Source organism: Herbaspirillum sp. CF444 (assembly GCF_000282135.1).
In the GTDB taxonomy this organism is placed as follows: domain Bacteria; phylum Pseudomonadota; class Gammaproteobacteria; order Burkholderiales; family Burkholderiaceae_D; genus Herbaspirillum.
This window is the reverse complement of sequence record NZ_AKJW01000007.1, coordinates 56,117-70,487: the sequence shown is the minus strand read 5'-3', so window position 1 is coordinate 70,487 and position 14,371 is coordinate 56,117. Positions and strand designations below refer to the sequence as shown.

General features: G+C 60.6%; 12 protein-coding genes. 4 read left to right on the top strand and 8 right to left on the bottom strand.

Annotation, left to right across the window (positions count from 1 at the left end):
• Position 1 precedes the first annotated feature (1 nt).
• Complete coding sequence (locus PMI16_RS00945; RefSeq protein WP_034378707.1) at positions 2-754, bottom strand: response regulator transcription factor; 753 nt, start codon at positions 752-754, stop codon at positions 2-4.
• A 262-nt stretch (positions 755-1,016) separates the two neighbouring features.
• Here PMI16_RS00945 and PMI16_RS00940 point away from each other — a divergent pair, with 262 nt between their 5' ends.
• Positions 1,017-1,451, top strand: a complete 435-nt coding sequence (locus PMI16_RS00940) for a helix-turn-helix transcriptional regulator (RefSeq protein ID WP_007875464.1) — start codon at positions 1,017-1,019, stop codon at positions 1,449-1,451.
• Here the strand turns inward: PMI16_RS00940 and PMI16_RS00935 are convergent.
• The 7 genes from PMI16_RS00935 to PMI16_RS00910 form a co-directional block, all read right to left on the bottom strand.
• Positions 1,402-2,709 (bottom strand): DUF2059 domain-containing protein, encoded by a 1,308-nt coding sequence (locus PMI16_RS00935; RefSeq protein WP_007875462.1) that lies wholly within the window; start codon positions 2,707-2,709, stop codon positions 1,402-1,404. The two genes, PMI16_RS00940 and PMI16_RS00935, sit on opposite strands and share 50 nt — an antisense overlap.
• 26 nt (positions 2,710-2,735) lie before the next feature.
• Positions 2,736-5,531, bottom strand: a complete 2,796-nt coding sequence (locus PMI16_RS00930) for a DUF3857 domain-containing protein (protein WP_007875460.1) — start codon at positions 5,529-5,531, stop codon at positions 2,736-2,738.
• A 54-nt stretch (positions 5,532-5,585) separates the two neighbouring features.
• Complete coding sequence (locus PMI16_RS25620) at positions 5,586-5,723, bottom strand: hypothetical protein (RefSeq protein WP_007875458.1); 138 nt, start codon at positions 5,721-5,723, stop codon at positions 5,586-5,588.
• 288 nt (positions 5,724-6,011) lie between these two features.
• Positions 6,012-6,449 (bottom strand): GFA family protein, encoded by a 438-nt coding sequence (locus PMI16_RS00925; protein WP_007875456.1) that lies wholly within the window; start codon positions 6,447-6,449, stop codon positions 6,012-6,014.
• A 17-nt stretch (positions 6,450-6,466) separates the two neighbouring features.
• The gene (locus PMI16_RS00920; RefSeq protein ID WP_007875454.1) at positions 6,467-7,219 is read right to left on the bottom strand and encodes a carbon-nitrogen hydrolase family protein; all 753 of its coding nucleotides are present in this window, start codon (positions 7,217-7,219) and stop codon (positions 6,467-6,469) included.
• A gap of 134 nt (positions 7,220-7,353) precedes the next feature.
• Positions 7,354-10,974: a response regulator gene (locus PMI16_RS24920; RefSeq protein ID WP_007875452.1), complete on the bottom strand. Its 3,621-nt coding sequence runs from the start codon at positions 10,972-10,974 to the stop codon at positions 7,354-7,356.
• A 175-nt stretch (positions 10,975-11,149) separates the two neighbouring features.
• Positions 11,150-11,398 (bottom strand): hypothetical protein, encoded by a 249-nt coding sequence (locus tag PMI16_RS00910; RefSeq protein WP_157212483.1) that lies wholly within the window; start codon positions 11,396-11,398, stop codon positions 11,150-11,152.
• 435 nt (positions 11,399-11,833) lie between these two features.
• Here PMI16_RS00910 and PMI16_RS26285 point away from each other — a divergent pair, with 435 nt between their 5' ends.
• Genes PMI16_RS26285 through PMI16_RS00900 form a run of 3 tightly spaced genes read left to right on the top strand, consistent with a single transcriptional unit; the run spans position 11,834 to position 14,360 of the window.
• Positions 11,834-11,995, top strand: coding sequence for a hypothetical protein (locus PMI16_RS26285; protein ID WP_007875448.1), 162 nt, complete (start codon positions 11,834-11,836; stop codon positions 11,993-11,995).
• Between the two features lie 53 nt (positions 11,996-12,048).
• A complete protein-coding gene (locus PMI16_RS00905) occupies positions 12,049-12,951 on the top strand; it encodes an aKG-HExxH-type peptide beta-hydroxylase (RefSeq protein ID WP_007875443.1) in 903 nt (300 codons plus the stop codon).
• 50 nt (positions 12,952-13,001) lie between these two features.
• On the top strand, positions 13,002-14,360 hold the full coding sequence (locus tag PMI16_RS00900; RefSeq protein ID WP_007875440.1) for an ATP-binding cassette domain-containing protein: 1,359 nt from the start codon (positions 13,002-13,004) through the stop codon (positions 14,358-14,360).
• Positions 14,361-14,371 lie beyond the last annotated feature (11 nt).

Sequence of the window (14,371 nt, the reverse complement as noted above, 5' to 3'; positions counted from 1 at the left end):
CTCAGTCGGGTAGCAGTCCGAGCGTCCTGGCTTCATAAATGGCTTCCGTTTTGGAGGTGACCTTGAGCTTGCTGTAGATGCGGCGCACGAAGGTGCGCACGGTGAACGGCGACAGCTGCATCAGCTTGGCGATCTCCTGCGCCGTGAAGCCGCGCGTGATGTAGTCCAGCACTTCCTTTTCGCGCACCGACAGCAGCACCGAGGCTTCTTCCTGCCCGCGCGTGCCGGCGCTACGCTGGTTCGCTGCTGTTGTACCGGCCATGCCCGTTGTGCCGGACGCGGCAGCGGTGGAAGGAGCTGCAGCGCCGCGGAAACGCGCCAGCACCTGGCGCGCAATGATGGGACTGATGGGGCTGCCGCCGCTGGCCAGGCTGCGGATTTCATCGATCATTTTTGCGGGCGAACTGTCCTTGAGCAGATAGCCGGCGGCGCCCGCTTCGATCGAACGCATGACGTGGGTCTCGTCGCCGAAGGTGGTGCTGACCATGATGTTGCAACTCGGCCATTGCGTCACCGCCGCCACGATGACGTCGATGCCGGAGCCGTCCGGCAAACCCAGGTCCACCAGCAAGACATCCGCCGGCGGCCCCTGCAGCATGGCCAGGCCTTCCGCGCGGGTGCCGGCCATGCCCGCCAGCTTCATGTCCGGCGCGACCTGCACGACCTTGCTCAGCGCATCGCGAAAGCCGGGATCGTCCTCGACGATGGCGACGTGGATGACGGGCAGCATGGGGATGTCGGTGATGGATGGCATGGGAGGCCCATTGTACGCCGGGTCATTGCCGGACCATTGCCGATTCTTGTAGCGCATTTGTTCTACAGACAAGCGCCGCCTGCAGCCATACAGTCATCCTCATTCATGGTGCCGCGCGGGAACCCCAAACAGGCAGCCCCCTCCGGGTTCTTCCCGGAAAGGGCGCTGGCCGCGTTGCCTCCTTGCAGGGCGCATCTGCGCTTGCCAGTGCCCTTTCCGGGAAGAACGCATCTCACGCCTATTGATGAAAGGAGTTCCAAAAATGCAACGCGTGACCGCAGGACAAGCATCCACCCCACACGCCATCAGGCGCAATGCACTGCTGGCCGACATCCGCGACTACATCCACGAACGGCTTGACCAGAACTGGCTCACGCCGGCAACCATACAGGCGGCGTTCCGGTTGTCGCGCCCTACCTTGTATCGCCTGTTCGAAGCCGAAGGCGGCCTGATGGAATACATCCGCAACTGCCGCTTGCGGGAAGCCGCCGCCGAAATGATCGACTCGCCGGAAAGCGCGATCGTGGATATTGCCTACGGCGCCGGCTTCAACAGCGCCTCCGATTTCTGCCGCGCGTTCCGGCGCGCCTACGGCATGACGCCGCGGCATTTCCGGCAATGCCGGCTTGCGCCGGCCGGCGCTCCGGTCAGCGCATGTTGTTCGACGCCTTCCGCACACGCTCCTGGCTTTCCTTGACCAGGTCGGCTTCGCGCTGGCTTTCCACGCCGATCTGGCCGATGATGGTCCGGTAGATTTCCTGGTCGGCGACGTCGGCAAACACCAGCTTGCCGTCGGCAACGCTGATCTTGCCCAGACGCGCTTCGGCGAATTCGAACAGACGCTGATACAGCCCCAGCAAGGCGCGCTGATTCTCGCCGTAACGGATGCGCTCGTCATAGGAGCGGGCCAGGCCAATGTCGAAACCCTGGAGGAGCGCGGCCTTCAGATTTTCCGGCAAGTCGATGGCGACCATTTTTTCGCGCGCTTCTTTCATGACCTGGTCATAGCTTTGCAGATAGCGGTCCAGCGATTCTCCCATGCGCTGCACGTTCTTCTTGCTGGTGGCGATATTGTCGGCCGACGTCAGACCCGATGCGCCGAGCTGCATCTGCGCTCCCAGCGTCCGGACATCGTCCTGATAGTGCTGCCGCGCTTCCGCCGCGGCCTTGCTGGCAGCCACGCCGATATTGGCTACCGCATTCCATGGGCCGGTCTGGCCGCCGGCCGGCGCCGCCTTCAATCCGGAACCTGGCGCATCACCCGGCGCGACGCCCTGGCTCACCAGATCGCTGTCGATCTGGGCGACCAGCGGCGTCATTGATTTTTTCATGCGCGCGCGCATCAGTTCGGCGCCCCACGTGCGCATGATCCCGGCGACTTCCTGGTTGATCATGGGCTGTACTTTGCCGATCTTCTGCGCCGTCGGCGTCATGAGGAAACTGGTGAGCGGGACCATTTCGGACGACGTCAGATGCAGGCTTTCGAGACTGAATTTCCTGCCGGCCAGCATGTCCTTCACCATGCCGCCGACGAACTTGGCGCCCACCGGCGTGGTGAAGAATTGCGCGATCGCGTCCGCCTCCGCCGGGGAATAGTAGCGGGCATAGGCCGGCAGCATCTTGTCGACCATTTGCGCCGGCGTGACGGCGTCGAATACCTCGCGCACGTAAGCTTCCGCCGCTGGATCCTTTTCCTTCGCTTGCTGGAGCCCCACTTTCAAGCCGTACAGCGCCAGTTCATCGGCATGAAAAGCCTTGAGCATGCGCGCGACCGCCGCCCGATGCGCCTCGCTGATCTGTATCGGCGGCGGCACGGTCGGCGCCGCCGATGAAGAAAGCGACGACGCGGACTCGGCGGCCGGTGCTGACGGGACCGCTTGCTGGGCCAGGGCCTGGATGCCGGTTGCGGTCAGGGTGCAAAACAAAAGGGGAATGCCGTGGCGCAGAAGTTTCATGGTGAATTTTCCCGTCGATCTTTTTCTTATTTCAATACTGCGATTTCCTGGCGCGCGGCCAGATGGAACGGCGCATAGAGCACGCCCTTGTCGAGCGCGTGCTGGAAGTACAGGCGCGCCTTGAGTTTGTCGCCGCTCAGCAAGAAGTACTGGCCGGCATAGAAGTAGGCTTCCGCCAGCGCGATCTCGCCGGCGTCGCCGCTCTGGTTTTGCGCCGTCCTGAACATGGCTTCCGGCGTCTGGCGACCTGTCAGCACGGCCAGTCCGGCGCCGGGCCAGGCATCGGCGTCGGCCACCAGGAGTTCGTTGTCGATCTTTTTGCCGGCGCGGCGCAAGGCCAGGGTATGCCAGATGCGGGCGCGGATTTTTTCTGCCGGATTCTGGGCGGCGTCGCCCGCCTTCAGGAAGTCGCCGGCGGCGACGTCAAGGCGGCCCTGGTAGAAGCCGGCAATGCCGCGCTGCAAATAGACGTTGCTGTCCTTCTGTCCCATGGCGATGGCGCGCGAAAAGCTCTGCTCGCCGGCTTTGAAGTCGCCGGTCGCCAGCTCGACTTCGGCGCGGCACCTGACCATCTCGGGCGCGCCGGATTGCTGGGCCGTGGCGTTCTGGACGTCGGCGACGGCTTCCGGATTGCGGCCCAGATAAGCTTCGGCGCGTGCGCGCTCGCACAGGGCCGCACTGGCGTCGCGCCCCATAAGCCGGGCGTCGGCGACGACCTGGCCGGCGCTCTTGACGATGTTTTCCAGACGCTCGGCCAGCGCTTGCTTGAAGCCCAGTTGCGGCTTGGCGACGCGCGCCGACTTGAGGTCGGTCTGGCGGATCGTCAGCGTTCCCTGCAACATCTCGCTGGCCTTGTTGATGTCGGTCAGGAATTGCGACGTGTCCCTGGCGGCGACACGATCGGCCAGCATGCGCAGTTCAAGCACGGCCTTCAACTGACGACCGGTAAACGACAGCTCCTGGCTGAGGCTGAACGACGGACTCTGCACGCTGCGCTGCGACGGCGTGTAGCGCGCGTCGTATTCTTCCGGCAGCGTCACTTCCAGCACGTAGCGGTTGATCGACGGGAACGCCGGCAGCGACAGCGGCGTGGTCCGGTTGGCGTTGTCCGGCACGAAAAACAGGCCGCGCAGATTGCTCGGCTGGTAGTGCAGCATCCAGTTGGCCTGCGCCGGCTGGATGAAATCCGGGATGCGGAACTGCAGGTCGATGGTCATGCGATTGTCGTCGCGGTCATCGGTGATTTTCGGGTCGCCGAGCATGACGGCGGCGGGGTGGCGCTTGCCGATGTTGCCTTCGTAGAACTTGCGCAGCTGGGCCGGCGTGACCTTGCTCAATCCGGCGCGCGCCGCTTCGGCATCGGTGCCCGTATAGAGCAGTTGCACCGACATCGTCGCCGGTTCGTTCATCCTGGTCACGGCGACGCGTTCGAAGCGCGTGCCGGTGATCAGCTCTTCATTGGCCGGCGGCGCGATCTCGGCCAGCTTGTCGGTGTCGGGCGCCACCACCAGTACTTGCGTGTAGGCATGCACCTGTCCCATGCGGTCGAGCTTGCCGGCCTGACCCAGCCGCGTCGGGTCGAGGTAATAGACCTTGCCCTGCACCACGGCGCGCACGATGGCATGGTCGAACATCTGCGGACTGGGCAGCATCTGGTCAATCCCCTTGCGGGTAGTGGTCGGCACCAGCACCGGCGACGCCTCCACGTTGAGCTGCCTGAGCAGGGTCACCAGCAGCAGCGATTTGTCCTTGCAGTCGCCATAGCGGCGCGCCAGCACCTGATCGGGCGGATAGGGCCGGTGTGAATTCTCGCCCAGCGACACCGACAGGTAGCGGATGTTGTTTTGCACGAATTGCAGCGCCTTGCTGACCTTGTCCGGCAGATTGGCCTGGCCGCGCTCGATGCCGGCGGCGCTCAGCAAGGCGGCGGCATCGGTCTTGACGGCAAACAGCTTGTCGGCCCACTGGCTGACCTCTTTCCACGACGCGAACTCGGAAAACTGCAGCCAGCGCGCGGTCTGGTAATCGCGCGGCGTGTAGTTCTCGTAGTCGACCGGCGTCAGGTCGTTCGCTTCGAAACGCACGATGCGCCGCCCGTTGGCGCGCGACTCGGCGGCCTGGGGTGGATTGCGCAGGTCGTTGCCGATGACGCGATACTGGATGCGGCGGCCTTCGGGCGCGTTCAGCGTGACCCGGCGCTTCAGCGTGGGGTAGGGATAATCCCAGCCGGCGGCGTCGAAGAAGCGATTGCCGAACACCGGATTGCTGCCGGTGGTGGTGTAGGCGATTTCCAGCGTGTCGCCGACGCGCACGTCGTTGACGACGATCGCGGCCGTGACGGCGCCGCCGTAGATGCCGTTATCGAGTTCCGGCTCGCGGCGCAGGAAACGGATGTCGGCGTCGCGCATCTTGTCCATCACCTGGTCGCCGCGATGGATGCGCAGCACATGCAGCTGTACGCGCTGGTAGTCCGGCTGGAAGGTGATTTCCGACTGGCCGATCTGCGCCAGCACGGACGCTTCGTTGACCTGCAGCGCCTTGTGGATGGTGATGGAGGGTTTTTCATCGACGTAGAAGTACACGTCGTTGAGGCGCGCGACGATGGGCGTCGCCGGCGCATTCGGCCTGGACGATGGCAAGGAAGCGATGCGGTCCACCCATGCCGGCACCGGCGCGTCGCGCTGGAAGGCGCTTTCGGCGAACTTGTCGCGCGAGGCGATCGGCTGGACGCCGCCGTCGGATACGGTCTGCGCGCCCGGATAAGGGCTGGCGATCAGGGAGGCAAGCGCAAGGATGAGGGACAGCAGGAGTTTTTTTGACATGACTTCGATTCTGATTGCAGGCGGCCGGCCTGTTTTTTCAATGGTGTACGGTGGTCAGGCGCGCAAGGTGTACAAGACGCCGACGGCGTCCTGCACGAGGCGAGCGCTGTTCCGGACGGCGATCGCCACCCTGCCGGTCGCCAGGAAGCTGCGCGGCCGATGGCTATCGGCGCGGTAAGGAAGACGGTCCATGTTCTTGATTCCCCGAAGAAAAGCGCATGTGGAACATGCTTCTTCCCCCTATTCCGATGTTGAAGGACTGCGTGTTGATCTTGTGTTTTATGTCGTGCTCGGTCACTGAACCGAGCTCACTGAATTGTAGCTTCACTTGGTATTGCATGCGATGGACCGGGACATGGGATGCGGACTTTTTTTACAGCAGGCCTGCGGCGCGCGAGACCGCATACTCCGTACCATGCCGCCGGCTGCATCGCTCGGAATCCTGCACCGCACGTCAGCGATTTGTCAGTGTCAGCCGCCTCAGTTGAATTCGTCGTATTGCGGCAACTGGTCCGTGATGCTGAACCACGGCGCCTTGGAGCCGACGAAGATGTGCGCGGTCGGACGGATGGACGGCGTGTCGACCAGCGTGCCGAGGGTGACGTGGACCCAGGCGCCGTCGCGCACCAGCGAATACAGCAGCGAACCGCATTTGCGGCAGTGGGCATCGTGCGCCTCATGTGCCCGGGGAATGTCGTCGCCGCCGAAACGATGCAGGTATTGTTCTCCTGCGGTGATGCGCAGCTTGTGCGCTTCGATGCCGCCGAAAGGCTTGAAGGCCGAGCCGGTGGCGCGGCGGCAATGGGAGCAGTGGCAGTTCAACGCGTATTGAAAGCTGTCCTCCACCGCATAGCGCACCGCGCCGCACAGACACATGCCGGCGAGGGTGCGCGGGGCGTTTTCAATGGGAGAAGTCATGAAGATGGAGGCCTGTCTCAGCCCAGTGCAAGCACTTCGCCCGACCAACCGGCCTCTGACTGGCGAACGATAACCAGGCATTCGCCGCCGCCGGGCGCATCCACGATCAGCGTCCCATCGGCCCAGAACGCGCTGCGGCCGGCCGCCTGCCAGCCGCCGGTCGGTCCGCCATGATTGGCCAGCAGCACGCCGATGCGATAGCGGGCCGAATAGCCTTGCAGCATGCTCGCCTCGGCGGCGTAGCTTTTTCCCGTCACCACCGCGCCGGCGACGTAGAGCGCGGCGTCGGCAGCCGCGGCCTGGGCGACATGTCCGGGCTGCGTGATGTCGGCGCAGACGGCCAGCGCCACGCGCGTGCCAAGCACGTTGCAGAGGTTGCTCCGGCGGCCGGGGCTGAACAGGTCTTGCTCGTCGCCATACAGATGTTGTTTGGCGTAGAAAGCCGGAGCGCCCTCGCCGCCCAGCACCACCGCGCCGATATAAGGCCGGCCGGTATCGTCGTCGGCCGCCAGCGGCACGCCGACGACTGCCGTCATGCCAAGACCTTGCGCCTGCCGATGCAAGGGCGCCAGCATGGCGTCGTCGGCGCGGATCGCCAGCGCGCGCGCCGCCTGCAGCTCGTAGCCCGTGAGCGACAACTCGGGAAACACCAGCAAATTCACGCCCTGCGCGCCGGCCTGTGAGATGACGTCGACGTGCCGGGCAATGTTGGCAGCCAGGTCGCCGGGTGCCGAGATGGTCTGCGCTGCTGCAATTACGAGTGAGGTCATGGCCTGTTCCGGGAAGATATGGGTCAGATGTTGATCGCGATGATGGCGATGACGGCGATGATAGTCTGCAAGTCGTTTGCAGGACAACATCTGACACGCCGCAGGCCCTAGTTCCATGTGTGACGCCGCGATGTTCAGGCGCCGCTGTAATCGGCAATGGCGCGCCGGGCGATACGCAGCGCGGCGTCCAGTTCCGCCGCCTTGACCTTGCAGTCGGAAGCCGAGGCGGCGGCAACATCGGCGCCGGACAGCAAGGCCTCCAGTTCGCCCGCCAGCCGATGCACGTCGGTCAGCGCCAGCGTGCCGGCGCTGCCGCGCAGCTTGTGGGCCAGCGTCCTGGCCGGCGCCGGCTCGCCGGCCAGGAGGTGCGCGAGGATGTCGCTGCCGGTCTGCTCGTATTGTTCGGCGAACTTGCCGAGGAATTTGCCGTAGACGTCCTTGCTGCCCCAGGCTTCCAGACCGACCGCGATGTCCAGGCCGGGGGTGGCGCCGGCGGCGGTCTCGATCATGGTCGGAAAGGTCGTGACGACGCTCGCCGAGGCGTAGGCCGGTCTGGCCTGGTTGCGGCGCTCCAGTTCGCCGGCCGACAGATGCGCGATGTGCTGGCGCACCGTCGAAATGATCTGCTCGACGTTGTAGGGCTTGGAGAGGAAACCGTTCATGCCCGCCGTCATGGCCGCCTCCTGCTGCGCCTTGAAGGCGCCGGCGCTCAGGGCGATGACGGGCAGTTGGCGCAATTGCAGCGTTTCGCGGATCTCGTGCGTGGCGGTGTAGCCGTCCATGACCGGCATCTGGATGTCCATCAGCACCAGGTCGGCGCCGTCCGGATGTTCGCGCAGCCAGTCGACCGCTTCGCTGCCGTCGGCGACGGCGATGACTTCGGCGCCGTCGGCTTCAAGGATGCGCTTGGCGACCTCGCGGTTGATTTCGCTGTCGTCGACCACCAGCACGCGCACGCCGGTGATGCGGTCGTCGATGACGCTCACAGCGGCGGCGGCGGCAGCAGCAGCAGCAGCGGCGGCATTATCGGCGCCCGGCTTTGCCGCGCGGCGCTGGCGCACCTGGAGGATGGTGTTGTACAGCGTCGACGGCATGACCGGCTTGGTGATGACGGCATCGAGCAATTCGGCGTGCGGCGAGGTCATGACGTCGTCGCGGCCATGGGCCGTCACCATGATCACGATGGGTGAGCGGGCATGCGAGGACGACGCCTCGCGGATTGCCCTGGCCGCCTCCAGGCCGTCCATGCCGGGCATGCGCCAGTCGAGCAGGAAAATGTCGTAGCCCAGGTTGTGGCGCAGCCGCACCATGGTTTTGGAAATCGCGTCTTCGCCCGACTCCACCGTATCGACCTGCCATCCCATGGACTTGACGGTGTCGGCCAGCACGGCGCGCGCGGTGGCGTTGTCGTCGGCCACCAGCACGGTGAACGGCCCTTCCATCGGCAACTTCCCGGCGGCCTGGGGTGCAACCTGGAACGGCAGCATGAACCAGAACTGGCTGCCCTTGCCCGGTTCGCTGACGACGCCGATTTCGCCGCGCATCAGTTGCACCAGGTGGCGGCAGATGGTCAGGCCCAGGCCGGTGCCTCCATAGCGGCGCGTGGTGGAAGTGTCTTCCTGCGTGAAGGCGTGGAAGATGTCTTGCTGGCGGTCCTCGGGAATGCCGATGCCGCTGTCGGTCACGACGAAACGCAGCATGACCTGGTCGCCGACTTCGCTGACGACGGAGACGTGGATGCTGATCTCGCCATGCGCGGTGAACTTGATGGCGTTGCTGGCGAGGTTGGTGAGGATCTGCTCCAGCCGCAGGGCGTCGCCGTGCAGGTGTTCGATACCGACGTCGTTGAAACCGACCACCAGCTCCACGTCCTTGTCGCCGATGCCGGGCGCGGTGATGTTGACGACGTTTTCCAGCACCGTGCTGAGGCGGAACGGCACGTGCTCGATTTCCAGCCGTCCGGCTTCGATCTTGGAGACGTCGAGAATGTCGTTGATGATGCCCAGCAGCGAATGGCCGGCGGCGATGATCTTTTGCATGAGGTTGCGCTGGTCGGCGTTGAGCGCGGTTTTTTCCAGCAGGTAGGTCAGCCCCAGCACGGCGTTCATCGGCGTGCGGATCTCATGGCTCATGTTGGACAGGAAATTGGTCTTGGCGCGCGTGGCCGATTCCGCCCGCGACAGCGCCAGTTCGAGGTTGCGGTTGGCGTCGAGCAGGTTCCTGGTTTGCTGCTCGACCAGCCCTTCGAGGCGCTGGCGGTATTGGTTCAGTTCTTTTTCCAGGCGCTTGCGCTCGGTGATGTCGCGCGCGATGTAGGAGGTGCCGATGATCTTTTTTTCATCGTCCAGGATCGGCGAAATCGTGACCGAGATATCGAGCAGGCGGCCGTCCCGGTGCCAGCGCGCGGTCTCGAAGTTGACCACCGTTTCGCCCTGCATGATCTGCGCGGTGATGCGGCGCGCTTCTTCGCTCTTTTCGGCCGGCACCAGCACGTAGATCGATTGATTGATCATCTCGCGCGCGCCGTAGCCGAACACTTTTTCGGCGCCGGGGTTCCAGCTGTTGATGAGGTCGTCGAGGCTGCTGCCGATGATGGCGTCGTCCGACGAGGCCACGATCGAGGCCAGCACCGAACGGGTTTCCTGATGGCGCAGCAGGTCGGTCACGCGCTCCTGGCTGGCGGCCAGTTCGGCCTCGGCTTTCAGGCGCTCGTGCACGGCCGCCTCGCGACGCCGGCGATGGATGGCCAACTGCCAGCTCAGCAAGGCCAGCGCCAGCAGGATCAGCGCGACGAAGCCGGCCAGCCGCAGCAGGATGCGATGGCTGTCGACGATCAGGCGCTTTTGCGGCAAGTACAGCGCCACGGTCCAGGGCGACTGCTGGTGCAGGCCATAGCGGCCGGTGTTGCCGTTGATGTCGACGCGCTGCCACGACCAGATGCCGTCGTCGCCGATGATGTTGCCGGTCGGCTCCGCCTGCATCTGTTTCCAGATCGCGGGATAGTCGCGCCCGAGGCTGTCGTCGCGCTTGAACATGAAGGCCCACTCGTCGGCGGTGTTGGTGCTGTAGAGCCAGAAGCCGTCGCCGTTGAGCAGCATGGCGCGGTTGACGCCGCGCTCGATCTGGTTGGAGAAGCGGTCCAACAGCGGCGCCATGAGCACGTTGATGATCAGGATTCCGCGCGTCTGGCCGCCGCTGGTAAAGACAGGAACCGCCAGCCGCACGGTGGGCTTGTGCGGCACTTCGATCTTGCCGTTCTCGACGTTGAGATCCATCGGCGAGATGAGTATTTCACCGCGCGGCAGCGCCATGGCGTCGGTGAAATACGGCCGGTCCTTCTTGCTTTGCAGATGCTTGCCGGCGACCGGCATCGGACCGGTGCTGCCCATGTTCAGGCGCACTTTTTCCATGCCGTCCTGATCGATCCAGCGCACCTGGTCGTAGTAGGGATTGCGCAGCATCAACGTGAAAAAACTCTCCGCCATGCCGGCCAGGTTGGCCGGTGTCGGGTCGTTCAGCGCGCGCGCGATGGGCGGTTCGCCGGTCAGGATGCTCAGGTGACGCAGCGGCCCGTCCATGTCGTTGGTCAGCGAAGCCACGCCCAACGCCACGCGTTCACGCTGCTCCAGTTGCAGGCGATGCAGTTCGGCGTCGATGCGGCTGTGATAGAAGAAGACTGCCGCCGCCAGCACCATGGCGGCCAACGGCAGGAACTGCGCCAGAAAGTAATGCTGATTCCCCTTCAGCCTGCGCATGCGTTCTCCTGATGGAAACACTGGCCCCGAATCCGATGACAGCGCCGCCGCCTCTGTTCTTGTTCTGCTCGGGTGTAAAAGCCATTATGCCCATGAACATTCGGCATGGCAATTTGGCTGATGCGGCTACGCAAGGGGAATCAGGCGGCCCAGTTGCCGACGAATTACCGCAAAGTTACGCCTCGGCAAAACTGGTGTTGACCGACAGCCCGCCCCACTTGCCCAGTTCTTCCTGCAAGGCGCTCAGTTTCTTGCCGACCTGCAAGAGCGCGCCGACGCCGGGCAGCAGATGCAGCGGCGGCTGGTCTGACTCCAGCACCATGAAAATGGCCTGCGCCGTCTTGCGCGGGTCGCCGATCTGACGACCGTTGCGTTGCGCCAGCCCCTCGGTGCTGACTTCATCGTCGGCGATGTGGTTCTGCACATGCGTCATCGACGCGACGGGTGCGCATGTGCGACAGCACCGCCTGGGTCACGCCGACCAGACCAAAGAAATATCAGACTGGAAGTCGGCGTCGAATTATCCGGGCACGCCCGTTGGGAGAACATTGCATTTTGGACCGCCATCATGAGCCAACCCGAAAAGTCGATGTTCTGCATTAGCGGCAATGTTCTCGACCTGAAACAAAGGCAGATCCAATCCTTTGCTGTATCGAAATGGATGAAATTCGCCCGGCACCATGCCATTCGAGTCATCACATAGATGCTTTTCTATATTCACATCAAATAACACTGAAAAACAGGGAAAGAAATGCTCCTCGCAGTTTGCATATCCGTATTTCTACGACTGAATGTCATTGCAATACGAGAGATAGTGACGGCACCACCAATTCGGTGGCACTAACTAAAGGAGCCAAACATGTCGAAGATCAATCTCGATTCCATCGTCAAATCCACCGCCGAAAAAATCACTCGAGAAGACATTGATGCGACCAAGAAAGAAGTCGAAACTCAAATCGATGGGCGTGCATGGAATATGAATCAGCCTCTCAATATGATTGCTTACGAAGATCAAAAGTAAGCATTCGGGGGACGCAATTTTTTGCGTCCCTATTTCTTCGATAGGAGAGAAACATGATCCTGCAAACCAGCTATTCCGATCAAATACAGACAGTGCTAACGTTAATCGGGACGGTCGATTCCGAAGGCAGTCAGAATTGCAACTCACTTAATCAAGCCCGTGGCGGGTATAGAAAATTTCTGGCCTCTTTGGGACAGCGAGAAATAGAGACGACTTCTTGTGAAGTCTCTTTCATTACACACGAAGATGACGCTGCCAAGTTGCGTCAATACTTCTCCAATGATTCATTGCTGGACGACAAACAACAAGCTGCCGTCATCGAGATATCTCAGGACGGAGAAGTCAACGAAAAAAAGAGCCGCATCAAACAAGCACTCCAGGAATTATCTTTGTATTCCCCGGACTATGCGGCCATCGTCAGAACCGTGGTTACCGATATATTCATTTTGCCTTCGCGCGTTGCCAAAGGAGGATCAACATCCCAAGCCATCGGCCTGATCTGGGCAAACCCAAAAACCGCCTATACAACAGCGGATATCGTGGAAATGCTGATACATGAATTTACCCACCATGCGATGTTCTTAGATGAACTTCGATACAAACACTATTCATACGAAATGGTGATGGATCGTTCAACATGGGCGCGATCAGCGATCCTCAATGCATCCCGCCCCTTGGACAAGGTTTTGCACAGTATTGTCGTCGCAACGGAAGTACTCTTGTTCCGCAAGTACCATCTCGGCCATCCGACGAATCCTCGTGTTCATCCACCAACTGATCTGATGATTGAACAATTAGATGAATCGATACTATCAACGGAAAGCGCCATCTCATCCAATGATTTTATCTTTCATGAACGAGCTGCAGATTTGTTGAGGAATGCTCGCCAAATACTCGAAAACGAGTTTCTTCCCTTGCACAGGAATCTAACTCGCAACTTCAAACGTGTTAGCTGAAATAGCCTCTCGGCAAAGAGACGCGCCACGTAGACAACAACGGAGATCTTGTGAGCTTGAGAAAATGGAAATGGCAAATTTTATATGTCCATCCCAGCGCCTGGGTTGCCTTGGCACTCGTCCTTGTCCATCAATCAATTGTTGCCGGATCAACGGTTTTTTTGACCAAAATCATCGAGAGATTCCAGGCACATGAAGCATTTTCTGCTTATCTCTATTTGTATCTTCTTTCAATGACCGTTCCTTATATTCCCGGGACCATGTCGTTCGTCTTTCTCCAAAAATGGATCAATAGCGCGCATGCAAGTTTTGCTCGGAAATTGATTTTTTCAGTGTCGGGAAATGTTGAGCGGTATCGCAATCCAGAATTACGCGAGCGAACAAAGTCTGTTCTTGCTCGCAGTTCATATTTAATGATCAGAGATTATGTCTCTGCGGTACATGACCTCGCGAGTTTTTCGCTAAATAGTGCATTGAGCATGATCGTCATCGGCCTCCTTCTCCCGCCTCAACTACTATTCGGTTACGGTCTAAGTTTAGTACTTTGCTTTTTGATCGTTTTAGGATTGCGGCACCTTGTATCGACCGCATCCTCAATATATGAAAACAACTATGTCAGCTTCTCCGGAGTGTTGGATAAATGCTGGGAAAATCTCGCTCTAGGCAATAAACATAGCCAGCTTCTATGGCAAGAAAAAACTGCCAACGCAAGCAGAGATTTCTATTCCTCATCGAGTCGATTGCAATTGCTGAAGCAGGCCGGGAATATTCTTCTGGCAACGGCGTCATTGGGTCCAACCATATTCCTTATCGTATCGATCGTCAGAGACGGTCATTCAGCGCCTGCGATTCTTGCCGCCGTCATTGTTAGCTTGACTCGTGTATTTCTCATCCTGAATTCACTCAGCGCACTGGTGTATAAGGCGCTTGATTTTTTCTCCATGCAAGCAAGGCTGGCTGTTTTGTTTGAAGCCGAGATGATGATGTCGGACGAAAACACCATCCGTCGCGGAGAGATTAAAACAATAATCATGAACGGAGAGTCCGTGAATGACGCCACGGTCGCAGTGGAGATGGTTTCTCTCGCAAAAAACGGGCGATTCAAGATTAGTGGTGCGAATGGTAGTGGAAAATCTACCGTCCTATTGGCATTGAAAAACCGATACAAAGACGACAGCTTTCTCTTGCCCGCGAATCACGCCGATCTCACTTGGAAGACAAATGACGAGAGTATGTCTACTGGTCAGAAAACGGCCTCGTTAATTGCAGAGATACTGCAAATTGACGATATCAAATACTTACTGCTAGATGAGTGGGACGCCAACATAGATGCCAAAAATACTCAGTGCATCGATCTGATATTGGATGAAGTCAGCAAGACAAAAGTGGTGGTTGAAATACGTCATTAATGGAGGTAGCG